This is a genomic window from Streptomyces sp. NBC_00096 (assembly GCF_045041305.1).
Taxonomy (GTDB): domain Bacteria; phylum Actinomycetota; class Actinomycetes; order Streptomycetales; family Streptomycetaceae; genus Streptomyces.
Window position 1 is genome coordinate 4,583,303 of sequence record NZ_CP108221.1, and the last position, 19,081, is coordinate 4,602,383.

Annotated in this window: 13 protein-coding genes and 2 tRNA genes; 12 read left to right on the plus strand and 3 right to left on the minus strand. The window is 71.3% G+C overall.

What is annotated here, in order from left to right; translation table 11 throughout:
* Positions 1–681: 681 nt before the first annotated feature.
* From OG904_RS20125 to OG904_RS20145, 5 genes are all read left to right on the plus strand, one after another.
* Positions 682–1,557 carry an ABC transporter ATP-binding protein gene (locus tag OG904_RS20125; RefSeq protein WP_405492881.1) on the plus strand — a complete coding sequence of 292 codons (876 nt, stop codon included), beginning with the start codon at positions 682–684 and terminating at the stop codon, positions 1,555–1,557.
* Positions 1,557–4,283, plus strand: coding sequence for an ABC transporter permease (locus OG904_RS20130; protein ID WP_405492883.1), 2,727 nt, complete (start codon positions 1,557–1,559; stop codon positions 4,281–4,283). Before OG904_RS20125 ends, OG904_RS20130 begins: the two co-directional genes overlap by 1 nt.
* A gap of 925 nt (positions 4,284–5,208) precedes the next feature.
* Positions 5,209–6,651 carry a pyridoxal phosphate-dependent decarboxylase family protein gene (locus OG904_RS20135; protein ID WP_405492885.1) on the plus strand — a complete coding sequence of 481 codons (1,443 nt, stop codon included), beginning with the start codon at positions 5,209–5,211 and terminating at the stop codon, positions 6,649–6,651.
* The gene (locus OG904_RS20140; protein ID WP_405492887.1) at positions 6,648–7,103 is read left to right on the plus strand and encodes an HD domain-containing protein; all 456 of its coding nucleotides are present in this window, start codon (positions 6,648–6,650) and stop codon (positions 7,101–7,103) included. Before OG904_RS20135 ends, OG904_RS20140 begins: the two co-directional genes overlap by 4 nt.
* A gap of 130 nt (positions 7,104–7,233) precedes the next feature.
* Positions 7,234–7,428, plus strand: a complete 195-nt coding sequence (locus OG904_RS20145) for a hypothetical protein (RefSeq protein ID WP_405492889.1) — start codon at positions 7,234–7,236, stop codon at positions 7,426–7,428.
* A 118-nt stretch (positions 7,429–7,546) separates the two neighbouring features.
* On the opposite strand, the gene OG904_RS20150 is transcribed toward OG904_RS20145, so the two are convergent.
* Positions 7,547–7,617: transfer RNA gene (locus tag OG904_RS20150), tRNA-Gly, on the minus strand.
* A gap of 167 nt (positions 7,618–7,784) precedes the next feature.
* Between OG904_RS20150 and OG904_RS20155 the strand changes: the two genes are divergently transcribed.
* The 5 genes from OG904_RS20155 (at position 7,785) to clpX (ending at position 12,654) form a co-directional block, all read left to right on the plus strand.
* A tRNA-Pro gene (locus OG904_RS20155) sits at positions 7,785–7,861 on the plus strand.
* A 276-nt stretch (positions 7,862–8,137) separates the two neighbouring features.
* On the plus strand, positions 8,138–9,541 hold the full coding sequence (gene tig, locus OG904_RS20160; RefSeq protein ID WP_405492891.1) for a trigger factor: 1,404 nt from the start codon (positions 8,138–8,140) through the stop codon (positions 9,539–9,541).
* Between the two features lie 297 nt (positions 9,542–9,838).
* Positions 9,839–10,456, plus strand: a complete 618-nt coding sequence (locus tag OG904_RS20165) for an ATP-dependent Clp protease proteolytic subunit (RefSeq protein WP_405492893.1) — start codon at positions 9,839–9,841, stop codon at positions 10,454–10,456.
* A gap of 86 nt (positions 10,457–10,542) precedes the next feature.
* Entirely contained in the window at positions 10,543–11,214 is a 672-nt protein-coding gene (locus OG904_RS20170) for an ATP-dependent Clp protease proteolytic subunit (RefSeq protein WP_328298620.1), read from the plus strand.
* A 153-nt stretch (positions 11,215–11,367) separates the two neighbouring features.
* Positions 11,368–12,654, plus strand: a complete 1,287-nt coding sequence (clpX, locus tag OG904_RS20175; protein WP_405492895.1) for an ATP-dependent Clp protease ATP-binding subunit ClpX — start codon at positions 11,368–11,370, stop codon at positions 12,652–12,654.
* A gap of 675 nt (positions 12,655–13,329) precedes the next feature.
* Here the strand turns inward: clpX and OG904_RS20180 are convergent.
* A complete protein-coding gene (locus OG904_RS20180; protein WP_405492897.1) occupies positions 13,330–14,301 on the minus strand; it encodes a hypothetical protein in 972 nt (323 codons plus the stop codon).
* 127 nt (positions 14,302–14,428) lie between these two features.
* On the opposite strand from OG904_RS20180, the gene OG904_RS20185 reads away from it, so the two are divergent.
* Positions 14,429–17,074 carry a valine--tRNA ligase gene (locus tag OG904_RS20185; protein WP_405492899.1) on the plus strand — a complete coding sequence of 882 codons (2,646 nt, stop codon included), beginning with the start codon at positions 14,429–14,431 and terminating at the stop codon, positions 17,072–17,074.
* Positions 17,075–17,179: 105 nt separating this feature from the next.
* On the opposite strand, the gene OG904_RS20190 is transcribed toward OG904_RS20185, so the two are convergent.
* Positions 17,180–17,761 (minus strand): vitamin K epoxide reductase family protein, encoded by a 582-nt coding sequence (locus tag OG904_RS20190; RefSeq protein ID WP_405492901.1) that lies wholly within the window; start codon positions 17,759–17,761, stop codon positions 17,180–17,182.
* A gap of 140 nt (positions 17,762–17,901) precedes the next feature.
* Between OG904_RS20190 and OG904_RS20195 the strand changes: the two genes are divergently transcribed.
* Complete coding sequence (locus OG904_RS20195) at positions 17,902–19,050, plus strand: histidine kinase (protein ID WP_405492903.1); 1,149 nt, start codon at positions 17,902–17,904, stop codon at positions 19,048–19,050.
* The last annotated feature ends 31 nt before the right edge of the window (positions 19,051–19,081 follow it).

Sequence of the window (19,081 nt, forward strand, 5' to 3'; positions counted from 1 at the left end):
TTGCCCCCTACTTGGCCGCGCCCGGTCCCTGGCCGCCCGGTCCTTGGCCTTGGCCGGTCCTTGGCCTCGCCTGGCCCTTGTCCTTGTCCTTGGCCTGGTCCTTGGCCTCGGCTCGGTCCTTGGCCTTCGCCTGTCCTTGTCCTTGGCTCGGTCCTTGGCCTTCGCCTGTCCCCGGGCTTCGCCTGTCCTTGGCCTTCGCCTGTCCCCGGGCTTCGCCTGTCCTTGGCCTTCGCTCGTCCCCGAGCTTCGCTCGTCCCGGGGCTTCGCTCGTCCCGGGGCTTCGCTCGTTCCGTGCACTTCGCTCGTTCCCCGGCCTTCGCCAGGGCCTCAGACCTTTCTGGTTCCGTGGCCTTGGCCCGTTCCCGGGGTTCCGCCCGGACCCGGCCCCGTGCGGTCCTGCGGGGCGTTGTTCGCGCGGGCTGACGCCGGCCAAATTCCAGCCCCTCCGGCGTTTGAGGAGCGGGGTCTGGGGCGGAGCCCCAGAAGGGGTCCGGGCGCAGCCCGGGGAACGGGCGAAGGGCGGGTAGGGGACAAAGCCTCGCCGGTCCGGGCCGCAGGAGGGTCGGGTTTACCCCACCCCCGGTCCGCCTGCCTCCGTCATGGTCACGGACCGTCCGACCTCCGTAGCGTCGAAGACACGATCACCACCGGGTGGTCGACGGGCACGGAAGGCGGCACACCATGGGGCTCCGGCGGAGCAAACGACGGACCGAGCAGCGGCCGGCACCGGCCGGATGGGCCGGTCAGGCCGGTGGGGCCGGTCAGGCCGGTCAGGCCGGGGAGTCCCATGACCCCACCGCCGCCGTGGAGCTGCGCGGAGTCCAGCGCCGGTACGGCCACGGCGCCACCACCGTCCACGCCCTGCGCGGCATCGACCTCACCCTCCCGCGCGGCAGCTTCACCGCCGTGATGGGCCCCTCCGGCTCCGGCAAGTCCACCTTCCTCCAGTGCGCCGCCGGGCTCGACCTCCCCACCGGGGGCTCCGTCCGCCTAGGCGGCGCCGAGATCACCGGCATGAACGAGAACCAGCTCACCGAACTGCGCCGCAGCCGCCTCGGCTTCGTCTTCCAGGCCTTCAACCTGCTGCCCTCCCTCACCGTCGAGCAGAACGTCCTGCTCCCCATGCGCCTGGCCGGCGGCCGCGCCGCCGCGCAGGGCCAGGACCGCGCCGCCGAGCTGCTCGCCCGCGTCGGCCTGGAGGGCAAGGGCCGGCGCCGCCCCGCCGAACTCTCCGGCGGCCAGCAGCAGCGCGTGGCCATCGCCCGCGCCCTGGTCACCCGCCCCGACGTGGTCTTCGCCGACGAGCCCACCGGCGCCCTCGACACCACCACCGCCGCGGAGGTCCTCGGCCTGCTGCGGACCGCCGTGGACACCCTCGGAGCCACCGTCGTCATGGTCACCCACGACCCGGCCGCCGCCGCCCACGCCGACCAGGTGCTCTTCCTGGCCGACGGCCTGATCACCGACCGGCTCCCGCGCAGCTCCGCCGCCACGATCACCGCGCGGATGACCGCACTGACCACCCCCGCCGCCCGCTACGCAGGGGCGGCCGCCTGATGCCGTCCCGCACCCGGCGCCGCCTCCTTCCAGGCCCGCGTCCCAACGGCCTGGCCCGCGCCGCGCTCCGCTTCCGCCCCGCCGCCTTCGCCGGGACCTTCGTCGCCCTGCTCATGACCGTCGCCATCGTCTCCGCCTGCGGAGTCCTGCTGGAGACCGGGCTCCGGGCGGGCGTCCCGCCGACCAGGTACGCCGAGGTCCCCGTCGTCGTCGCCGCCGACCAGCAGGTCACCCTGCGGGTGGGCAGCGGCGAGGGGGCCTACGACGTCTCCGCGCAGGTCCCGGAACACGCCCGCGTGGACGCCGCCCTCCTGGACCGGCTGGCCCCACTGGGGCGCGCTGTCCCCGACCTGACGTTCCCCGTCCGGGCCACGACCGGCCCGGGGGCTGCCGTCCCGACCGGTGCTTCCGGTCCGACGGGCGCCGTTGGTACTGCCGGTACCGCCAGCGCTGCCGGAGCCTCCGGTACCGCCGGAGCATCCAATGCTTCCGGACCCGCCGGTGCGGCCGGAGCATCCAATGCCTCCGGACCCTCCGGACCCTCCGGACCCTCCGCACCCTCCGCACCCGCCGGACCCTCCGGACCCGCCGACCCGACCGGTGCTGTCCGTGCCGCCGGTGCTGCCGGAGCCGCCGGCCTGACCCGCGCCGCGGGAGCCGCGGACCCGAACGGCGCTGTTGGTGCCGCCGGCGCCGTCGGCCCCGGACGGGCCTTCGACGCGTACGGGTGGGGCTCCACCACCTTCAGCCCCGTGGAGCTGCGCGCGGGCCGCGCCCCGGCCGGGGCGGGCGAAGTCGTCCTCGGCGGCGGCGACGGACCCGGCCGGGTCACGCTTGACACCCCCGCCGGGAAGCGGGAGTTCCGGGTCGTCGGACGCACCGACCGCCCGGGCGCCTGGTTCTCCGACACCGAAGCACGCGCCCTCTCCGGACACCCCGCGACCGTGGACGCCATCGCGGTCTACGGAGCCGACGCCGAACGGGTCCGGGCCGCCGTCGACGGCCGCGCCCAGGTCCTGACCGGCGCCGACCGTGCCATGGACCCGCAGCTCGCGGGCGCCAAGGAAGTGCTGGCCGGCCTCGGCGGCTCCTTCGGCGGCATCGCCACCCTCGTCGCCGTCTTCACCGCCGCCGGCACCGTCGCGCTCTCAGTCGGCCAGCGCTCCCGCGAGTTCGCCCTGCTGCGCGCCGTCGGAGCCACCCCGCGCCAGATCCGCCGTACGGTCGCCACCGAAGCCCTGCTCGTCGCGCCGGTCGCGGGCGTACTGGGCTGCGTACCCGGCATCGCCCTGGCCTCCTGGTGGTTCGGCCAGCTCAAGGCCAAGGGCGCGATCCCGGCCGACGTGGACCTGACCGTCGGCTGGATCCCCCTGGCCGGGGCCCTCGGCATCGCACTCGTCACCGCCCTGCTCGCCGGCTGGGCCGCCGCCCGCCGCCCCGCCCGCATCCGCCCCGGCCAGGCCCTCGCCGCGGCCGCCGTGGAACGCCTGCGGCCCGGGTGGATCCGTACCCCGCTGGGCCTCGCCGCCCTCGCCGGCGGCGCCGCCTGCGCGAGCCTGGCCGCCACCAGCAGCGGACCCGACGCCGCCAACGCCGCGCTCGGCGTCGTCATGCTCTTCATGCTCGCCGTCGCCCTGCTCGGCCCGCTGATCGCCCGTGCCTGCGCCGCCCTGTTCGGACTGCCCCTGCGCGCCGCCGGCGCCGCCGGCTCCCTGGCCGCGGCCAACTCCCGTACCAACTCCCGCCGCCTCGCCTCCGCGATCACCCCGATCGTGCTCGCCATGGCCTTCTCCTCCACCCTGGTCTTCCTCCACACCAGCCAGGACCGGGCCGTGCGCCAGCAGCAGGAGGCCGGGCTGCTCGCCGACCACGTCGTCACCGACCCCGACGACCCGGACCGGGCGGTCGCGGCCGGGGCGGTCGCGCTCACCCGTACCTCCGTCCTCGCCGTCGTCGGCTCCGGAGCGGAGCGCCTGATCCAGAGCGCCTCCGCCCAGGGCGTCACCGGGGACATCACCACCGTCGAGGACCTGGGCGTGCGCTCGGGGGACCTCGCCCGGCTGGCCCCCGGCAAGGTCGCAGTCGACCGGACCCTGGCCGACGCCGACCAGGCCGTCGTCGGCGACAGCATCGAGCTGCGCCTACCGGACGGCACCCGCACCACCCCCGAGATCGTGGCCGTCTACTCCCGCGGCCTCGGCCTCGGCGAGATCACCCTCCCGGCCGCCGACCTGGCCGGCCACACCACCGCCGGCCGCCCCACGGAACTCCTGGTCCGCGGCCCGCTCCCGGCGGACCTCGGCCCGGCGCAGTCCGCTTCCGCCTGGACCACCGCCCAGAGCCTGGAACGCGAGGTCAACGCCTGGGCCAATACGACCATGGCGGCCGTCCTCGGCGGCTTCGCGGCCGTCGCCGCCGCCAACACCCTGGTCATGACCGTCCTCGACCGGCGCCGCGAACTGGGCATGCTCCGTCTGGTCGGCTCCACCCGCCGCCAGGTGCTGCGGATGCTCCGCTGGGAGGCCCTCCTGGTCAGCGGCGCGGGCATCACGCTGGGCTCGGCGATCGCCCTGGCCACGCTGATCCCGCTGACCCGGGCCGTGACGGGCACCGCCCCGTACGTCCCGCCCGTGCTCTACGCCTCCTTCGCGGCGGCCGCGATCGCCCTGGCCCTGACAGCCACCACCCTCCCGGCCCGCCGCGCCCTCCGCCACCCCCGCACCTGAGGCCCCCAGCCCCCGCTCCTCAAACGCCGGACGGGCTGACACATCCAGTACCGGACGGGCTGCCCCATCCAGCCCCGCCGGCGTTTGAGGCGCGGGGGTCGTCGGGCTGTCCCCCGGCAACGCCGCCGCACGAGGCAGGGGTCCGGGCGGAGCCCGGGGAACGGTGTAAGCGGGGGTCCCCCCGGACGGAGTCTGGGGGAGGGCAGGGGACACCCCCACGCAGCGCCCGACGGGCATCCCCGCGCCCGGCCCCGCTCCCCGGGCCGAAACCCACACGTGCCTCCGGGCACCCCGGCCCACCCGCCCCGAGTCCGGCAGCCCACGGCCCGACGGGCCACCCGAACCGGCAGTCCACCGGCCAGGAGGCCACCCGCGCCGAGTCCGGCAGCCCACGGCCCGACGGGCCACCCGAACCGGCAGTCCACCGGCCAGGAGGCCACCCGCGCCGAGTCCGGCAGCCCACGGCCCGACGGGCCACCCGAACCGGCAGTCCACCGGCCAGGAGGCCACCCGCGCCGAGTCCGGCAGCCCACGGCCCGACGGGCCACCCGAACCGGCAGTCCACCGGCCAGGAGGCCACCCGCGCCGAGTCCGGCAGCCCACGGCCCGACGGGCCACCCGAACCGGCAGTCCACCGGCCAGGAGGCCACCCGCGCCGAGTCCGGCAGCCCACGGCCCGACGGGCCACCCGAACCGGCAGTCCACCGGCCAGGAGGCCACCCGCGCCGAGTCCGGCAGCCCACGGCCCGACGGGCCACCCGAACCGGCAGTCCACCGGCCAGGAGGCCACCCGCGCCGAGTCCGGCAGGCCACGGGCCGGGCAGGCCACCCAGGCGGGCAGCCCCGACCGGCCCGTCGGCCACCGGAGGCCACCCGTGCCCGATTGGCCCGGTCCACCGGGCCCCCGCACCCCTACCGTGCCCCCATGGACCGCACGCTCGCCGAAGACCTCGCCAACCTCCCCGCCCTCCTCGACGCCACCCGCGACGCCGCCGCCGAGGCCCTGGCGGCCCTGGACGCGCGTCCCGTCGTAGCGCCGCCCCGCCCGGACGGGCCGCAGCACCCGCAGCACCCGCACGGGCCGCAGCACCCGCACGGGCCGCACGCGCCCGGAGCCCTGCCCGAGCACGGATCGGGCACCGGAGCGGCCCTCGCCGACTTCGCCGGCCGCTGGGCCCCGCGGCTGTCGGCCTCCGCCGGCCCCCGCTACCTCGGCTTCGTCACCGGCGGCGCCACCCCCGCCGCCCTCGCGGGCGACTGGCTCACCGCCGCGCACGACCAGAACTCCAACTCCGCCCTGGACGGCGCCGGCCAGGACCTCGAACGCGAGACCGTCGCCTGGCTCCGCGACCTCTTCCACCTCTCCGACGCCCACACCGGCACGTTCGTCAGCGGCGCCACCATGTCCAACACCACCGGCCTGGCCATCGCCCGCGAATGGCTCGGCGAACGCCTCGGCGTCTCCCCGGCCGAGGACGGCGCGGCCGCGCTCGGCCCCGTCCGCGTCCTGTCCGGCGCCCCGCACTCCTCCATCGCCAAGGCCCTCTCCGTCCTCGGACTCGGCCGCAGCGCCCTGGTCCCCGTACCGACCCTGCCCGGCCGCGAGGCCGTCGACCCCGCCGCCCTGGAACGCGCGCTCGCCGATACGCCCGGCCGCCCCGCCGTGGTCGTCGCCAACGCCGGCACCGTCAACACCGTGGACTTCGACGACCTCCACGCCATCGCCGCACTGCGCGGGCGCCACGACTTCTGGCTGCACACGGACGCCGCGTTCGGCGCGTTCGCCGCCCTGTCCCCGGAACACGCCCACCTCACCGCCGGCCTCGACGCCTCCGACTCCGTCTGCGTCGACCTGCACAAGTGGCTCAACGTCCCCTACGACAGCGCCGTGCAGTTCACCCGCCGCCAGGACCTCCAGGCCCGCGTCTTCCAGAACGCCGCCGCCTACCTCGGCCCTCTCGGCGACAACCCCGACCTGGTCCACCTCACCCCGGAGAACTCCCACCGACTGCGCGCTCTGGCCGCCTGGTTCACCCTGCGCGCCTACGGCCGCCAGGGCCACCGGGAGATCGTCGAACGCGACATCGCCTGCGCCCGCTCCCTCGGCGAGGCCCTCGACCAGGGCCCCTCCTTCACCGTCCTGGCACCCGTCCGGCTGAACGTCGTCTGCTTCACCCTCACCGCGCGGCCCACCGCCGCCCGCCTCACGGCCCTGCGCGAAGCCGTCGGACCGGAGGTCTTCGTCACGCCCACGACGTACGCGGGAACCCCCGCCCTGCGCGCCGCGTTCTCCAACTGGCGCACCACGCAGGCGGATGTGCGCCGGGTCGCGCAGGCCCTCCACACGGCGGCGAAGGAGCTCGGATGACGGACGGACCGCTGACGCTGATCGAGGTCGAGGCCCTGGCCCGCGCCGCGCACGAGGGCCAGACCGACAAGGCCGGCCGGCCGTACGCGGAGCACCTCGCGGCCGTGGCCGAGGGCGTCCGGGTCCGCGGGGGCACCGCCGAACAGCAGGCGGCGGCCTGGCTCCACGACGCGATCGAGGACGACGCCCTCACCCCGGCCTGGCTGGAATCGGCCGGACTCCCGCAGCCCGTCAAGGACATGGTCCTGTCCCTCACCAAACGCCCCGGCGAACCGCTCGAGGAGTACACGGCCCGCATCCTCGCCACCCCCGGCGCCCTCCTGGTCAAGGAGGCCGACCTGGCTCACAACGCGGACCCGGCCCGCCTCGCGGTCCTCGACCCCGCCACCCGGGACCGATTGTCCGGCAAGTACGCCTATGTCCGTTCGCTGCTGGGTCTGACCGCACCCTGAAGCAAATGCGCCACTGTCTCTTCGTCACGGGACGGATAGCCGGGCCCTGTTGGTGGGAGGATGGACCATATGGGGGTGCGCCTGGCCGCGCCCCGGGCCGACCAGGGGACGACCGAAGGTGTGATCAGAAGTGGCCATTTCGCTGTCAGTAGTCGTTCTGTTGGCGATCATCCTCGTGGTGCTCGTCCGCGGCGGCCACCTCAAGGCCGGCCCCGCGGTCGTCGCGGTCCTCTTCGGCTTCTTCCTCGCGTCGAGCTCCATCGCGCCGGACGTCAACCGGTTCCTGAACTCCCTCGCGGACACCATCGCGGGCATCAAGCTCTGAGCGCCGCCGGGGCCGCGGTCACCCACCGGTGACCGCATCCCGGCCACTGCCGCGCCCCGGGAACGACGAAGGGCCAGGTCGAGGAAACGTCCTCTGACCTGGCCCTTCAGTACTTCTGAGCGGGTGACGGGAATCGAACCCGCGTAGCTAGTTTGGAAGACTAGTGCTCTACCATTGAGCTACACCCGCAACGCGTGCGCCGCAGGTCCGGGGACCTCGGCACGAACAGCATCCTAGCGGGTCCCGGCGGGGGATCGCACACCACATTCGGGGCCCGCGTGCGGGCGCGTCGGCGCTTTCGCCGAAACTCCGCACGGCGGAGGGTCTTCGGGCATGTACCCTACGTGTCGCACCGACGGGGTGTGGCGCAGCTTGGTAGCGCGTCCGCTTTGGGAGCGGAAGGTCGTCGGTTCGAATCCGGCCACCCCGACCAGCAGGAGTGGCGCTCAGTGGGAGAACGGTCCCCACTCGGCGCCTGGCGATACGTCCTCCGTACGTTCGCCGTACGTCCTACGTGCGTCCTCCGCACGCGCCCCGCGACCCCTCCAGGAGATCGCGTCGAAGATCGCGTTGTGGGCTGATTGCCGCTTGCGGCTACTATGCAAGCTGCGTGCCCGTGTGTCTGATGTACCGGGCCCGATCCGCTGAGAACCGCGAGAGCGCGGCGACAGCAGAGACCCCCAGCAGTCAGCCACAAGGAGACCGAACCGTGAAGAGCGCCGTGGAGACCCTGAATCCGACTCGGGTTCGGCTCACTGTTGAGGTGCCCTTCGAGGAGCTCAAGGACAGCCTCGACGCGGCCTACAAGAAGATCAACCAGCAGGTCACGGTGAAGGGCTTCCGCAAGGGCAAGATCCCGGCCCGCGTCATCGACCAGCGCTTCGGCCGCGGTGCGGTGCTGGAGGAGGCCGTCAACGACGCCCTCCCGAAGTTCTACACCGAGGCGGTCAACGAGGCCGACCTGAACCCGCTGGGCCAGCCCGAGGTGGACATCACGGAGCTGAAGGACGGCGAGCTGCTGTCCTTCACCGCCGAGGTCGACATCCGCCCCGCGATCGAGATCCCGGACTACTCCGGCATCGAGGTCACCGTGGACGCCATCGAGGTCTCGGACGAGGACGTCGAGAAGTCGGTCGAGCAGCTGCGCGGCCGTTTCGCGTCCACCAAGGACGTCGAGCGCGCCGCCCAGGACGGCGACGTCGTCACGATCGACCTCGAGGCCAAGGTCGACGGCGAGGTGCTGGAGGACGGTGTCGCCCAGGACGTCTCCTACACCATCGGCTCGGGCGAGCTCCTCGAGGGCATCGACGAGGCCGTCAAGGGCCTGGAGGCCGGTGGCGAGGCCACCTTCGCCTCCCAGCTGAAGGGCGGCTCCGCCGAGGGCAAGGACGCCGAGGTCACCGTCAAGGTCACCAAGGTCTCCGCCCGTGAGCTGCCGGAGCTGGACGACGAGTTCGCCGGCCTGGCCAGCGAGTTCGACACCCTCGAGGAGCTGAAGGCCGACAGCCGCAAGCGCCTCGAGAACATGAAGCAGTACGACCAGGCCACGCAGGCCCAGGAGCGCGTCCTGGAGAAGCTGCTGGAGCTCGTCGAGGTCCCGATCCCCGAGAAGCTCCTCGCGGACGAGGTCCAGACCCGCAAGCACAACCTGGAGCACCACCAGCTCGGTCAGATGGGTCTGTCCATCGAGAAGTACCTCGAGATCCAGGGCAAGACGGTCGAGGAGTTCGACGCCGAGACCGCCGAGCAGGCGATCAAGGGCATCAAGACCCAGTTCGTCCTCGACGAGCTGGTCAACAAGGAGAAGCTGAACGTCAACCAGGAGGAGCTCACCGAGCACCTCATGCGCCGCGCCGCTTCCTCCGGCATGTCCCCCGACCAGTTCGCCCAGGCGGTCGTCGAGGGTGGCCAGGTTCCGACGCTCGTCGGCGAGGTCGCCCGCGGCAAGGCCCTCGCGGCCGTCGTCGAGGCCGCCAAGGTCACCGACACCAACGGTGAGGTCGTCGACCTCTCCGACGACGAGGACGACGAGAACGCCGTCGAGCAGGCCGCCGAGACCGTCGAGAACGTGGTCGAGGCCGACGGCGAGATCGCGGCCGACGAAGCCAAGTAACACCCGGGGTCACCCCCGCTGAGCAGTGCTTTAGCAAGGTCCGAGGGGCCCGTACGCCATCGCGTCCGGGCCCTTCGGTTTGCCGGTGGAAAGGCTCCGGTGACGGGTCCCTTACCTTGCGCTCCGAGCGAACAGTTCGGGAAGCGGGATGGCGTTGTCCCACCTGCGCGTTAGGGTCCATGAATACGAGGGCACGGGAGTACCCGACGCCGGCGGACATCGTCCGCACGGTTGGTCCGCGCCCCAGAACGAGACGCTGAGACGGCACATGGCCGTCGGAGACGAGCAGGTGGATACGTGACGAATCTGAAGCCTTACGCCGCGGGTGAGCCGTCCATCGGTGGCGGCCTCGGCGACCATGTCTACAACCGGCTGCTCGGCGAGCGCATCATCTTCCTCGGCCAGCAGGTCGACGACGACATCGCGAACAAGATCACGGCGCAGCTCCTTCTCCTGGCCGCCGAGCCGGACAAGGACATCTACCTGTACATCAACAGCCCCGGCGGCTCGGTGACGGCCGGCATGGCGGTCTACGACACCATGCAGTTCATCCCGAACGACGTCGTCACCATCGGTATGGGCATGGCGGCCTCCATGGGCCAGTTCCTGCTCACCGGCGGCACCGCGGGCAAGCGCTTCGCGCTCCCGAACACCGACATCCTGATGCACCAGGGCTCCGCCGGCATCGGTGGCACCGCCTCGGACATCAAGATCCAGGCCCAGTACCTGCTGCGCACGAAGCAGCGCATGGCTGAGATCACCGCCCACCACTCCGGCCAGACCGTGGAGACGATCATCCGCGACGGCGACCGCGACCGCTGGTACACGGCGGAAGAGGCCAAGGCTTACGGCCTCATCGACGAGATCATCTCCGCCGCGTCCCTGGCCCCCGGCGGCGGCGGCACCGGGGCCTGATCCCGGCCCCGGCGCGCGAGAACCCGTACGGGGGCTCGTACGCCCGCCCGCACCAGGCAAGTCTCAGCCCGCAGAACGCCACCAGGATGGTGAACACCCAGATGCACATGAACAACCTTTCTCCCGCGAGCGGCCTCTACACCGGCGCGCCGGTGGACAACCGTTACGTCGTGCCGCGCTTCGTGGAGCGCACCTCGCAGGGCGTCCGCGAGTACGACCCGTACGCCAAGCTGTTCGAGGAGCGCATCATCTTCCTCGGCGTGCAGATCGACGACGCCTCGGCCAACGACGTCATGGCGCAGCTGCTGTGCCTGGAGTCGATGGACCCGGACCGCGACATCTACCTGTACATCAACAGCCCCGGTGGCTCCTTCACCGCGCTGACGGCCATCTACGACACGATGCAGTTCGTGAAGCCGGACATCTCGACGGTCTGCATGGGCCAGGCGGCCTCCGCCGCCGCGGTCCTGCTCGCCGCCGGCGCCCCCGGCAAGCGCATGGCGCTGCCGAACGCCCGCGTGCTGATCCACCAGCCCTCCGGTGGCACCGGCCGCGAGCAGCTCTCCGACCTGGAGATCGCGGCCAACGAGATCCTGCGGATGCGCGACCAGCTGGAGAACATGCTGGCCCTGCACTCCTCGACGCCGATCGAGAAGATCCGCGACGACATCGAGCGCGACAAGATCCTCACGGCCCAGGACGCGCTGGCGTACGGCCTGATCGACCAGGTCGTCGCCACCCGCAAGACTTCGAACTGATCCTTGCCACCAGTTGGCGTGGGCACGTCGCGGGATTACGCGATGTGAACCACGTCAAGGGGGCCCCGCACGGGGCCCCCGGCAAGGTACCGTCGGATATGAGGCACCAGGAGCGCTGAACCAGGCGTCTCCCAGGCGAAGGGGAAGCACCTCGTGGCACGCATCGGTGACGGCGGCGACCTGCTCAAGTGCTCGTTCTGCGGAAAGAGCCAGAAGCAGGTGAAGAAGCTCATCGCGGGACCCGGTGTGTACATCTGCGACGAGTGCATCGACCTCTGCAACGAGATCATCGAAGAGGAGCTCGCGGAGACCTCCGAGGTCCGCTGGGAAGAACTTCCCAAGCCCCGTGAGATCTACGAGTTCCTGGAGAGCTACGTCGTCGGCCAGGAGCCGGCGAAGAAGGTGCTCTCCGTCGCTGTGTACAACCATTACAAGCGCGTCCAGGCCGGCGAGAACGGCGGCGGGACGGGCCGGGACGACGCGATCGAGCTCGCGAAGTCCAACATCCTGCTGCTGGGCCCCACGGGCTCGGGCAAGACCCTGCTGGCCCAGACGCTCGCCCGCATGCTCAACGTCCCGTTCGCCATCGCCGACGCGACGGCGCTGACGGAGGCCGGGTACGTCGGCGAGGACGTCGAGAACATCCTGCTCAAGCTGATCCAGGCGGCCGACTACGACGTCAAGAAGGCCGAGACCGGGATCATCTACATCGACGAGATCGACAAGGTCGCCCGCAAGAGCGAGAACCCGTCGATCACGCGCGACGTGAGCGGCGAGGGCGTGCAGCAGGCCCTCCTGAAGATCCTGGAAGGCACCACCGCTTCCGTGCCGCCGCAGGGCGGCCGCAAGCACCCGCACCAGGAGTTCATCCAGATCGACACGACGAACGTGCTGTTCATCGTGGGCGGCGCCTTCTCCGGCCTGGAGCGGATCATCGAGTCCCGCGCCGGCGCCAAGGGCATCGGCTTCGGGGCGACGATCCGCTCGAAGCGCGAGATCGAGGCGAGCAACCAGTTCCAGGAGGTCATGCCGGAGGACCTGGTGAAGTTCGGGATGATCCCCGAGTTCATCGGCCGTCTGCCCGTCATCACCTCCGTGCACAACCTGGACCGCGAGGCCCTGCTCCAGATCCTGATCGAGCCGCGCAACGCCCTGGTCAAGCAGTACCAGCGGCTGTTCGAACTCGACGGCGTCGAGCTGGACTTCGAGCGCGAGGCGCTGGAGGCCATCGCCGACCAGGCGATCCTCCGCCAGACGGGCGCGCGGGGCTTGCGCGCCATCATGGAAGAGGTCCTGATGTCGGTGATGTACGAGGTCCCGTCCCGCAAGGACGTGGCCCGCGTGGTCATCACCTCGGACGTGGTCCGCTCCAACGTCAACCCGACGCTGGTCCCGCGGATCGTCCCGAAGGACCAGGGCCCGCACGAGAAGTCGGCGTAGCTGCCAGCAGGCATGAGGAAGGGGCGCCCGCCATCGGCGGGCGCCCCTTCCTCATGCCCAAGATCAGCCACGTGAAAAATATTCGGCCATATATTCGATTTTTTTTGGACTTCGTGGAGTTCAAATGATCAACTAGCGATCAACTGCTGTCTGGCAGTCATTCACTAGTTGGAGTGGTTAATGATCAAAGTGCGGCGGATGATCGGGATTATGGCGGCAACAGCGATGGCGGGCGCGTTGCCCGTTCTCCTGGCGTCACCTGCCCATGCCACATCGGGGGACTGCACCAACTACATGCATAACCTGGGGTACCTCGTAGGCCCCAAGGTGATATCTGCGTGTGATTGGGGGGCGAAGCAGGGACTGATGGGCTCCATAGGTCAGAGCACTTGTCAGGCCTACTTGGCGCAAGCGGGAGTGTCGAACTCGGGTCACCGTAGCGAAGCGTGTTACCAGGCCTCGCGACGAGCCTAATCTCGTCGGTGCGCGGTGGAAGGCGCTGATGCGGCGCCGTGGCAGCGCCTTCCAGGTCGGCCCAATGCCTCAGGGTTCGAGCTTCTCCAGATGTGCGATAGGGGGCCTCAGCCGAGGGCTCGCCTTCAAGCTTTCTGGTTGATCGGCCATCTTGTGCGCTCTGCTTGGAACCTGCCAACAGGCGGGGTGTCGGCCGATCCGTCAAATCTTGGTGCGGGACGTGCTGTACAGCTTGGCGGCCAGCTTGGACACGTCCTCGAGTGAACCGCTGCTGCCTCCGGTCAGGCCTGCGACTTGGTCGATGAGGCTGGCACCGGACATGGTGGAATAGTCAGCCCAGGCACAGCTGGGGATCTTCACCTCGCGCACCATTCCAGGCTTGACCTCTTTGGTGGCGGTCATCTTGATTTCGGCGCACTTCATCACGGCGCCCTTGAATCCACTCGGCGTGAACGCCGTCGGGGTGCCGACCAGTTCGTACTTGAATCCGAGCTTCTCCGCCTCTTTGTTGTTCACGCCGATGTTGGCGTAGTAGCCGTCGACGGTCTTCTCCGGGTCGGCAATCTCGCCCCATAGCCCAGTGGAGCTCAGGGTCTTACCCTTGCCGCTCGGACTGTTCGAGTACGAAGCGGCCGCGTTGTGTGGGTTCTTCACGCCGAGAGCCTCGGCCTTCGCCCTCTGCTCTCCTTCCAGGGGGGCCTCCGACGCAGGCTTTGCCGATGGCTGCTGTGCGTACCCGTCGATGGCCTGCGGGTAGGTCAACTTGTAGCCCTTGGTGTCCGCGGAGATCGAGGCCGAGGCGCCGCCGCCCTTCGTGAAGTACCAGCCGCCGCCCGCTATCACGGCGACCACCACGACCACGGCGATGACCACGCCGGCCTTGGACTTCTTCGGGGGCTGCTGCGGGGGCATCCCGCCGCCGTACGGGGCCTGCTGCTGGTAGCCGCCGTACGGGGGCTGCTGCGGCGGGTAGCCGGGCTGCTGCTGGGGGTAGCCCTGCTGCGGGATTCCCTGCGGGGCCTGCTGCGGGTACCCGTAACCGGGCTGCGGGGCCGGCTGCTGCCCGTAGGGGCCGGGCTGTCCGTAGGGCCCGGGCTGCTGCGGCTGCTGCCCGTAGGGCCCCGGCTGCTGCGGCTGCTGGCCTCCGTACGGCCCCGGCTGGTTGTAGCTCATCCCGCGTCCCCCCATGAGGTTGTTTATCCGTCCCGGACATCCTGGCGGAAGCCGGAGGGGCGCACGGCCCCGGGCCCCGCTTAAGCCGGTTTCATGACCGGACCGTTACGGCCCTAAACTGTGGCTCGTGACCGAGAACACGCAGACACCCAGCAGCCCCTACTCCGAACTGCCGACGTCGTACGCACCGGCCGACGAGGGGAAGCTCTACGAGCGCTGGGTGGAGCGTGGGTACTTCACGGCGGACTCCGCGAGCGAGAAGCCCGCGTACACCATCGTCATCCCGCCGCCGAACGTCACCGGCTCCCTGCACCTGGGCCACGCCTTCCAGCACACGCTCATGGACGCCCTGACCCGCCGCAAGCGCATGCAGGGCTACGAGTCGCTGTGGCTGCCCGGCATGGACCACGCGGGCATCGCCACCCAGAACAAGGTCGAGCAGCAGCTCGCCGAGGAGGGCAAGTCCCGCCACGACCTGGGCCGCGAGGAGTTCGTGGAGCGGGTCTGGCAGTGGAAGGAAGAGTACGGCGGCAAGATCCTCGGCCAGATGCGCCGGCTCGGCGACGGCGTCGACTGGTCCCGCGAGCGCTTCACGATGGACGAGGGCCTCTCCAAGGCCGTCCAGACGATCTTCAAGAAGCTCTACGACGACGAGCTGATCTACCGCGCCGAGCGCATCATCAACTGGTGCCCCCGCTGCCTGACGGCCATCTCCGACATCGAGGTGGAGTACCAGGAGGACGCGGGCGAGCTGGTCTCCATCAAGTACGGGGAGGGCGAGAACACCCTCGTCGTCGCCACCACCCGCGCCGAGACGATGCTCGGTGACACCGCCATCGCCGTCCACCCGGACGACGAGCGCTACAAGCACCTGGTCGGCACGCTCATCAAGCTGCCGCTGACCGACCGTTCGATCCCGGTCGTCGCGGACACCCACGTCGACCCCGAGTTCGGCACCGGCTGCGTCAAGGTGACCCCGGCGCACGACCCGAACGACTTCGCCATCGGCCAGCGCCACGGGCTGCCCAACCTGACGGTCATGGACGAGCGCGGTGTCATCACCGTCCACGGCCCCTTCCTCGGGCTGGACCGCTTCGAGGCCCGGTCCGCGATCGTCGGAGCCCTGCGCGAGCAGGGCCGCATCGTCGCCGAGAAGCGTCCGTACATGCACTCCGTCGGGCACTGCTCCCGCTGCAAGACCACGGTCGAGCCGCGCCTGTCCCTGCAGTGGTGGGTCAAGGTCGGCCCGCTGGCGCAGGCCGCCGGTGACGCCGTCCGTGACGGCCGGGTCAAGATCCACCCCGAGGACATGTCGAAGCGCTACTTCGACTGGGTCGACAACATGCACGACTGGTGCATCTCGCGCCAGCTGTGGTGGGGCCACCGGATCCCGATCTGGTACGGCCCCGAGGGTCAGGTCGTCTGCGTCGGACCGGACGAGGAGGCGCCCTCGGGCGAGGGCTGGACGCAGGACTCCGACGTCCTGGACACCTGGTTCTCCTCCGGCCTGTGGCCGTTCTCGACCCTCGGCTGGCCGGAGAAGACCCCGGACCTGGAGAAGTTCTACGCGACCGACGTCCTGCTCACCGGTCACGACATCATCTTCTTCTGGGTCGCCCGGATGATGATGTTCGGCCTGTACGCGATGGACGGCCAGGCGCCGTTCCACACCATCGCGCTGACCGGCCTCGTCCGCGACGAGTTCGGCAAGAAGATGTCGAAGTCGAACCCGAACGCGGTCGACCCCCTGGACTGGATGGACAAGTACGGCTCGGACGCCGTCCGCTTCACCCTGGCCAAGGGCGCCAACCCGGGTGCTGACGTCCCGATCGGCGAGGACTGGGTCCAGGCCTCCAGCAAGTTCGCCAACAAGATCTGGAACGCCACCCGCTTCGCGCTCATGAACGGCGCCACGATCGAGGGCGAGCTGCCGCCGGCCGAGGAGCTGTCGGCGACCGACCGCTGGATCCTGTCCCGGCTGAACGAGACGGTCGCGCAGGTCGACGCCTACTACGAGGACTATCAGTTCTCGAAGCTCAGCGAGGCCCTCTACCACTTCGCGTGGGACGAGGTCTTCGACTGGTACGTCGAGCTGTCCAAGACGACCTTCTTCGCGGGCGGCGAGCCGGCCAAGGCCTCCGCCCGGGTCCTCGGCGAGGTCCTCGACGTCATGCTGCGGCTGCTGCACCCGGTGGTCCCCTTCGTCACCGAAACGCTGTGGACCACGCTGACGGGCGGCGAGTCCCTGGTGATCGCCGACTGGCCCAAGGCCGTGTTCGTCCCTGGGGCCGACGCCCCGGGCGGCTTCCGCGACGAGGCCGCCGAGGCCGAGATCGAGGGCGTCCAGAGCCTGGTCCGGGAGGTCCGCCGGTTCCGCAAGGAGCAGGGCCTGGACGACAAGCAGAAGGTCCCGGCCCGCCTGGACCTGTCCGCGACCGCGCTGGCCGCCCACGAGGCCGCCATCCGCCAGGTGCTGCGGCTCCAGCCCGAGGGTGACGACTTCAGTGCCACGGCGACCCTCCCGGTCGGCGGCGCCACCGTCGCGCTCGACCTGTCGGGCACCATCGACGTGGAGGCGGAGCGCAAGCGGCTGAGCAAGGACCTGGCCGCCGCCGAGAAGGAGAAGCAGCAGGCCGAGGCGAAGCTCGGGAACGAGGCGTTCATCGCCAAGGCCCCCGACAACGTCGTGGACAAGATCAAGGGCCGGCTGGCCAAGGCCGAGGCGGACATCGCCCGGCTGAAGGTCCAGCTGGACACGCTGCCGGCCGCCTAGGCCGTCTAGCGGTCCGGTGGCGCCGTAGAGCGCATGCGAAGGCCCCCACGCCGTCGGTCGACGCGGGGGCCTTCGCCGTATCCCTTCCCCGCGGGGGGCCGGGCGTCACAGGAGCCGGCTGCCGAACTCCGTCAGGATGAGCGCCGCGACCACCCCGTACGCGGCCAGCGGCACCAGCCAGTGGGGGACCGCCCGCAGCCGGGAGCCGGCCGGGGCCAGGTGCCGGGTGACGTACCAGAACAGCGGGATCATCACCGCCCAGACGACCATGCACCACGGGCACAGCGCCCCGATCACGTACAGGCACTGGCTGATCAGCCACAGCGTGAAGGCGAACCCGGCCGCGATCCCGGCCCACAGCCCGCGCCACAGCCACCGGGGGAGCATTGCCCCGGCGACCAGGGCCGCGCCCAGCCCGGCCAGGGCCGCGAAGCCGGCGATGCCGAGCAGCATGTTGGGGAAGCCCAGCAGGTTGCCCTGCCAGGTGGTCATCACGTCTCCGCAGCTCAGCACCGCGTTGACGTTGCAGCCCGGGGTGAAGAGCGGGTCCTCCAGGGTGCGGATGCGGTCGTAGGTGAGGATGCCGGAGGCCAGGGTGCCGATGAGGCCGCCGATGAGCAGGAGTAGGGGGAGGCCCCGGGCGGGGCGGGCGGGTCCGGTCGTTTCGCGCGTCGTTCGGGGGCTCATTCCTCCGACGCTACGAAAGGGGGGTGCGCCCGCGGCAGGGCCATCCGGCCATGTCCTGATCTGTCCGAAGTGCGGTATGTCACCTCATGGCGGGCGTCGGCGACGCGGATCCCCGGTGCGGACCCCGGATGATGGGGGGCATGCACGTCAAGCCCGCCGTCCGCGCGTTCCACCGGGCCGTGGCCTCCGGCCGCCGGTTCACCGAGAGGTGGAGCGGGTCTCCGCGGGCGATGGACATGCTCACGGCAGGTGGCTGTTTCGCCCTGATGGCGCTGGACCTGCCGGGCCTGGCGGCCGACGACAACTCCCTGAGCGGCCCGCTCGCCGCCGTCGTGCTCGCCGCCGGCTGCCTCAGCCTCCTGGTGCGCAGGCGCGCCCCCTGGGTCGCGTACCTCACCGCGCTGGTCTTCATCGGCTGGCTGCACGAGCTCACCCTGATCCAGTTCGCGCTCTACTCGGTCGGGCGCTACCGCGGCCGCCGCACCGGAATCCTCGCCACGCTCGGCTACGTGGCCTTCGCGCTGGCGGTGTTCGCCCTGCCCGGCTGGCCCGAGCCGCGGGTCGAGACGCTCAGCTCCTTCCTCAGCCTCGTCGTGCCCATCGGCGTCCTCGCCTCGGCCGTGGGCATCGCCGCCTACCGCCACGACCTGGTGCGCGAGCTCGACACCCGGCGCGCCGAGTCCGCCGTGCAGCGGGCCGTCCAGGAGGAGCGGACCTCGGTGGCCCGCGACGTCCACGACTTCGTGGGGCGCGAGCTGACCCTGCTCACGGTGCGCTCCGAGGTGCTGTCGATGCGCTCGCGCGAGACGGCGTACGCCAAGGACTTCGAAGAGCTCGCCGATACGGCCCGCCGGGCCCACCTGGTGCTCAACGAGATCATCGTGCAGCGCGGGGAGCGGGCGGCGACCCCGGGCGTGGACGGGCTGGCGGCGCTCGCGGAGGAGAGCGGACGCGCCGGTTCCCCCGTACGGCTCGCGCTGGATCCGGACGTGCACGGGCTGTCGCCGCTGCGGCAGGCGGCGGTCTACCGGGTGGTGCAGGAATGCCTGACCAACGCGGCCAAGCACGCCCGGGGCGAGACCATCGAGGTGTCCATCGCGGCGGACGGCCCGCAGCTGCGGATCGCCGTCAGCAACGGGCTGGCGGAGCGCAACCCGACCCGGGCCCCCGTCTCGGCGGGCTCGGGCACGGCGAGCATGTCCGAGCGCGTGCGCAGCCTGGGCGGGACCCTGACGGCGAGGCGCACGGAGGACTCGTACGAGGTGGTCGCGACCCTCCCGAGGGGTTAGCAGGCCCGGCGCGGCCCGGCCCGGCCCGGGC